The 5162-nt window shown below is 35.5% G+C and carries 5 protein-coding genes; all 5 read left to right on the top strand.

The features are described from left to right. Window positions 1-382: 382 nt before the first annotated feature. The 5 genes from MVY38_RS02030 to MVY38_RS02050 are packed head-to-tail and all read left to right on the top strand — an operon-like array spanning window position 383 to window position 5146. Window positions 383-1396 (top strand): integron integrase, encoded by a 1014-nt coding sequence (locus MVY38_RS02030; protein WP_297483032.1) that lies wholly within the window; start codon window positions 383-385, stop codon window positions 1394-1396. Between the two features lie 11 nt (window positions 1397-1407). Beyond that, window positions 1408-2952: an AAA family ATPase gene (locus tag MVY38_RS02035; protein ID WP_297483034.1), complete on the top strand. Its 1545-nt coding sequence runs from the start codon at window positions 1408-1410 to the stop codon at window positions 2950-2952. Continuing rightward, the gene (locus MVY38_RS02040; RefSeq protein ID WP_297483036.1) at window positions 2940-3116 is read left to right on the top strand and encodes a hypothetical protein; all 177 of its coding nucleotides are present in this window, start codon (window positions 2940-2942) and stop codon (window positions 3114-3116) included. Before MVY38_RS02035 ends, MVY38_RS02040 begins: the two co-directional genes overlap by 13 nt. Beyond that, complete coding sequence (locus MVY38_RS02045) at window positions 3106-3900, top strand: TatD family hydrolase (RefSeq protein ID WP_297483038.1); 795 nt, start codon at window positions 3106-3108, stop codon at window positions 3898-3900. The genes MVY38_RS02040 and MVY38_RS02045 overlap by 11 nt, the downstream gene beginning before the upstream one ends. 25 nt (window positions 3901-3925) lie before the next feature. Continuing rightward, the gene (locus tag MVY38_RS02050) at window positions 3926-5146 is read left to right on the top strand and encodes a lytic transglycosylase domain-containing protein (RefSeq protein WP_297483041.1); all 1221 of its coding nucleotides are present in this window, start codon (window positions 3926-3928) and stop codon (window positions 5144-5146) included. Window positions 5147-5162: the final 16 nt, after the last annotated feature.

Here is a 5162-nt window from a genome sequence, read left to right on the forward strand (position 1 = left end):
AAGACACTTTGATGTGAGACTCCTGCCTTTTGTTGTATGTAGCGTAGCGGAATACGACAAAAGGTTGGTGGCTCGTTTAGAGCTCAGCTTCGCCGTTGTAAGTTTCCGCTCCGCGGGAACTTACAACTATTTTATCAACGAACATTATAACATAAACAACTCCTATATTAAAAAATAAATGAACACAAAATATGTTAGTTAACTTGAAATTTTATTGCGTTTTGCCATATTTTTGATGATTATTTAAAATATTGACTATTATGCTTAAAAATAAAGTGTGTTTTTATTACTGAATTAGCTGATATTTGAACATAATGTTCATTTATTTGTTTAAAATCTCAATAAAAACACATTTTGTTCCTTAAGAATAGGAGAAAATGTTATGCATATTAAGAAAAAACTACTCGATATTGTTCGTGACAAAATTCGTTTTAAACATTACAGTATCTCTACTGAAAAAACATATGTGCATTGGATAAAGCATTATATATTCTTTCACAATAAAAAGCATCCTGTAGAAATGGCAAAAAATGAAATAGAAGAATATCTTACCTTCTTAGCTACAAAAAAACAGGTAAGTCCTTCAACACAAAATCAAGCTTTTAATGCCATTCTCTTTTTATATAAAGAAGTTTTAGGCATAGATACCACTGAGTGGAATATTCAAGCACTAAGAGCACAAGAGCGAAAGCACATACCTGTAGTATTAACAGCACAAGAAGTGCAAAAAGTATTACAAAATTTAACTGGCATATATAAGTTAGTTGTTACTTTAATGTATGGTTGCGGACTTAGAATGAACGAAGTCCTAAATATTCGCATAAAAGATATTGATTTTGGATTTGATAAACTCTACATATGGGATTCCAAGTCATTAAAAGACAGAACAGTCCCTCTCCCTCGAAAGTTAAAAAATGAACTTCAAGTTCAAGTACAAAAGATAGAAGAAATACATATAAAAGATATAGCTGATGGTTATGGAACTGTATATTTACCATTTGCATATGAAAAGAAATATCCAAAAGCAAAATATGAAACAAAATGGCAGTATCTTTTCCCAATGAATAAAATATCAAAAGATCCTAGAAGTAACACAAAACGAAGGCATCATATTCATCCACAAACACTTGGTCGTAACATAAAAATTGCCGCTCAAAAAGCAAATCTAAATAAACGAGTTACTTCTCATATATTTAGACATAGTTACGCTACCCACTTACTACAAGCAGGTATAGATTTAAGAAGTATCCAAGAGCTTTTAGGGCATAAATCTGTTGAAACCAATTTAAGGTTGCACTACACTTACGCTTTAGCGACGGTAGTGTCGGCATTTAGTGCCAGACATGTCGTTTCAGAAATGAATAAAGCAAAACTCATAAGTCCATTAGACTTTTAAAAGGCAAAAAAATGATAGAGAGATTTTACTTAAAAGATTACCTTAGTTTTAAAGAGAGTGAGCTTGAGCTTAAGAGTGGACTTGTTGTTTTTACTGGACCTAGCGGGAGTGGAAAGTCCATACTTATGGAGTCCATTCTCTCCTCTGTGGGTGGAGCGACTTGCGATGCTGCTGTGTGTGAGTCTAGTGTCACATGGGAGATAGACGAAGAAAGTTGCGGCATTGAAAATGATGAGATAAATGTCTTTAAACACATCAAAAAAGAGAAGTCTCGTTACTTCATAAACAACCAAAGCCTCTCTAAAAAAGCTATGAATAGTGTTGCATCGAACTATTTGCGTCATTTGAGCCTGAAAGATTTTAGTGACTTTGAAAATGAAAACCTGCTTGGCATTTTAGATGCGCGAATTGGGGTAAAAAACCGTAAATTTTTAAAGCTAAAAGAGTCTTACTCCGCTGCGTTTAGAGAGTACTTGGATGTAAAGAAAGAGCTAAACGCAATAGAGGAAGAAGAGAAGAAAATAGTAGAGTTAAAAGAGTTCGCTGCGTTTGAGATAAACAAAATAGCCGAAATAAACCCGAGTGTGGGCGAAGATGAAGAACTCTTGAAAATAAAAAAGGAGCTTTCTAAAAAAGAGAAAGTTTTAGAGGCTATTGAGGGGGCAAATGAGATATTTAACTATGAACATTTAGTCTCATCAGCGCTTGACTCGCTCGATGCGCAGAGCAGTTTCTTTGATGATGCTATGAATGAGCTGCGTTCAGTGCTCGATGGTGCGCAAGAGCGTTTTTCTGCGCTTGATGATGTGGATGTCGAAGAGGTGCTGAACCGCATAGAGGCATTAAGTGGTCTTAAACGCAGGTATGGCAGCATAGAAGAGGCGCTAGAGTACAAAAAGCAAAAAGAGATAGAACTTGCAAAGTATGAGAATATAGAGCTTGAAAAGAGTGTCTTGCAAGAGCAGTATGAGCAATTTTTACAAAGCATAAGCAACAATGCAAAAGAGATGACAGAGCTGCGTTTAAAAGCACTCACTGCGTTTGAAAAGGAGTTAAATACTTACCTTAAAAGCCTCTATTTGCGTGATGCGAGTTTAGAGTTGAGTGAAACTTCTTTTACTCCTCTTGGTGTGGACAAACTCGACATAAAGCTAAACGCAACGCCTCTTGCAAAAATCTCTACCGGTGAGTTTAACAGGCTGCGTTTAGCTATATTAGCGTTGAAGTCGGAGTTTATGAGCAGTAATGGTGGGGTGTTGATGCTTGATGAGATAGACGCGAACTTAAGTGGTGAAGAGTCTATGAGCGTGGCAAAAGTGCTCAAAAAGCTCTCTAAACATTTTCAGATTTTTGTTATTTCTCATCAACCACAGCTCACTTCTACAGCAGATCAGCACTTTTTGGTCTATAAAGATGGTACTATTTCAAAAACAAAAGAGTTGAACTTTGATGAAAAAGTGAATGAAATAGCCCGTATCATCAGCGGTGAAAACATTTCACAAGAGGCGAAAAAGTTTGCTCATGAGCTTTTGGAGGCAAACAGATGTGCTTTGTAATTTCGATATTGGGGCTTTTCTTAGCCTACAACTTTTATCATTCAGGTGACTTTTTACTTGCAGGTGGTTCTGTTGTTGTGTCGCTCATTTTTATAGTTTTAATGGTGCGCAACATACTCTATGTTAAAAAGATAAGAGAAGGAAAGAAAAAAGATGATAATTGATACACATATTCATCTTGACGATGAAAGATATGCAGATGATTTGGATGAAGTTTTAAACCGTGCAAGAGAGGGTGGAGTAAAGCGTTTCATCATTCCTGGGGCTGATGCTTCTACGCTTCCTAGAGCCATTGAGATAGCCGAGCGTTATGATGATGTTTACTTTGCTGTAGGGGTGCATCCTTATGATATGGATGGTTTTGTAGGTCTGGACTTTGCAAAGTATGTGGAGCATGAGAAGTGTGTTGCCATTGGTGAGTGCGGTATGGACTACTTCCGACTCGAGGGAAGCGATGAAGAAAAAGAGGCTGAAAAAAAGAGACAAGCCGAGGTCTTTCGTGCTCAGATAGAGATAGCGAAGAAGTATAAAAAGCCACTTATAATCCACATTCGTAATGCTTCGCATGATGCAAAAATGATACTCTTAGATGCAAACGCAGCAGAGGTTGGCGGTGTGTTGCACTGTTTTAATGCCGATGATGAACTTCTGAGTTTAGCAAATGAGAACTTTTACTTTGGTATTGGAGGGGTTTTGACCTTTAAAAATGCAAAAAAACTTGTAAATATTTTGCCGCGTATTCCACAAGAGAAGCTTATCATTGAAACAGATGGACCATATTTAACCCCAGTTCCGCACAGAGGGGAGAGAAATGAGCCTCTTTATACAACATTTGTTGCGCAAAAGATGGCTGAACTTTTAGAAATGCCACGTCAAGAAGTAGAAGATTTAACAACGAAAAATGCTCTAAAACTTTTTTTTAATGGATTTTTAGATAAAATAGCATAAATTTAATTATTAGGAATTGTCTATTTTGAAATATTTGTTTTTACTATTTTTCCCAATTTTTTTATATGCTAATTTGACATATGATACAAACTCCAACAAAGAGTTGTCACTTTTGAGTTCATTTGACATTGAACCTACTTTTCTTTATGACCCGATTATGAACAAAATGAAAGATAAAACGCTTCGGAGACACAAACATTTTTTTCATGCTATGAATGAAGCGTATCTTTTTATTCCTGCTATTAAAAATATACTCTCTAAATATGATGTGCCACAAGAGTTTTTATATCTTGCGATGGCTGAGTCAAATTTTCAAACAAAAGCATACTCAAATAAAAGAGCCGCTGGACTTTGGCAATTTATGCCAAAAACTGCGAAACTCTACCATCTGAAAATTGATGAGTATGTCGATGAGCGACGCGATCTTGTAAAATCAACTGAAGCGGCAGCAAAATACCTCTCTGCACTGCACAAAAGATTTGGTAAGTGGTATCTTGCAGCCATTGCTTACAACTGTGGAGGAGGGGCGCTTAATAAAGCTATTAAAAGAGCGGGAACAGATAAACTCTCTGTTTTACTTGATGAAAAGAAGAGATATATTCCTAAAGAGAGCCGTTACTACATTCGTAAGATTGTGGCGCTTGCACTTATTGGAAATAATGAACAGTTCCTTATGCATAGTGAATATGAGTACCTTTTAAACCGCGCTAATGCTTACTCTATTTCTACTGTTAAAGTAGCACCTGGTGCCTCTTTAAGTAGATTATCTCATATTATTCATATTCCTTTAAAAGAGTTAAAAAAGTTAAATAGACAACTTAATTATAATTTTGCTCCTCCCTATTCAAATGGATATAATATATATATTCCTTATATTAAATTAGCAGAATTTAGACAAAAATATCGTGATACAGCAATACGCAATATTTATAAAATTCATATTGTTAGAAACGGTGAGAGTCTTGGTCGCATTGGCAAAAGGTATGGTGTTTCGTACAAAGTCATAAAAGATTTTAATCATTTACACTCAAATATGTTACATGTTAGACAAAAGTTAGTAATTCCAATAGCTAGAAGAAGTAGAAAACTCAAACTCAATACAAGACGATACTATATGGTAAAAAGAGGTGATTCTTTGCTTTCTATAGCCAAGGCGCATCATATTAGCCTAAAAAATTTGAGAGCACAAAACAATATAAAAGGCTCTTTCATAAAAGTTGGTGATAGGTTGAAACTTTATGAATAGAGTTATAGTTTTTTCT

Source organism: Sulfurimonas sp., assembly GCF_027056685.1.
Taxonomy (GTDB): domain Bacteria; phylum Campylobacterota; class Campylobacteria; order Campylobacterales; family Sulfurimonadaceae; genus Sulfurimonas.

Coding starts and splice junctions, on each gene's coding strand:
- MVY38_RS02030 (WP_297483032.1), top strand. CDS start 383: ATGCATATTAAGAAAAAACTACTCGATATTGTTCGTGACAAAATTCGT.
- MVY38_RS02045 (WP_297483038.1), top strand. CDS start 3,106: ATGATAATTGATACACATATTCATCTTGACGATGAAAGATATGCAGAT.
- MVY38_RS02040 (WP_297483036.1), top strand. CDS start 2,940: ATGTGCTTTGTAATTTCGATATTGGGGCTTTTCTTAGCCTACAACTTT.
- MVY38_RS02035 (WP_297483034.1), top strand. CDS start 1,408: ATGATAGAGAGATTTTACTTAAAAGATTACCTTAGTTTTAAAGAGAGT.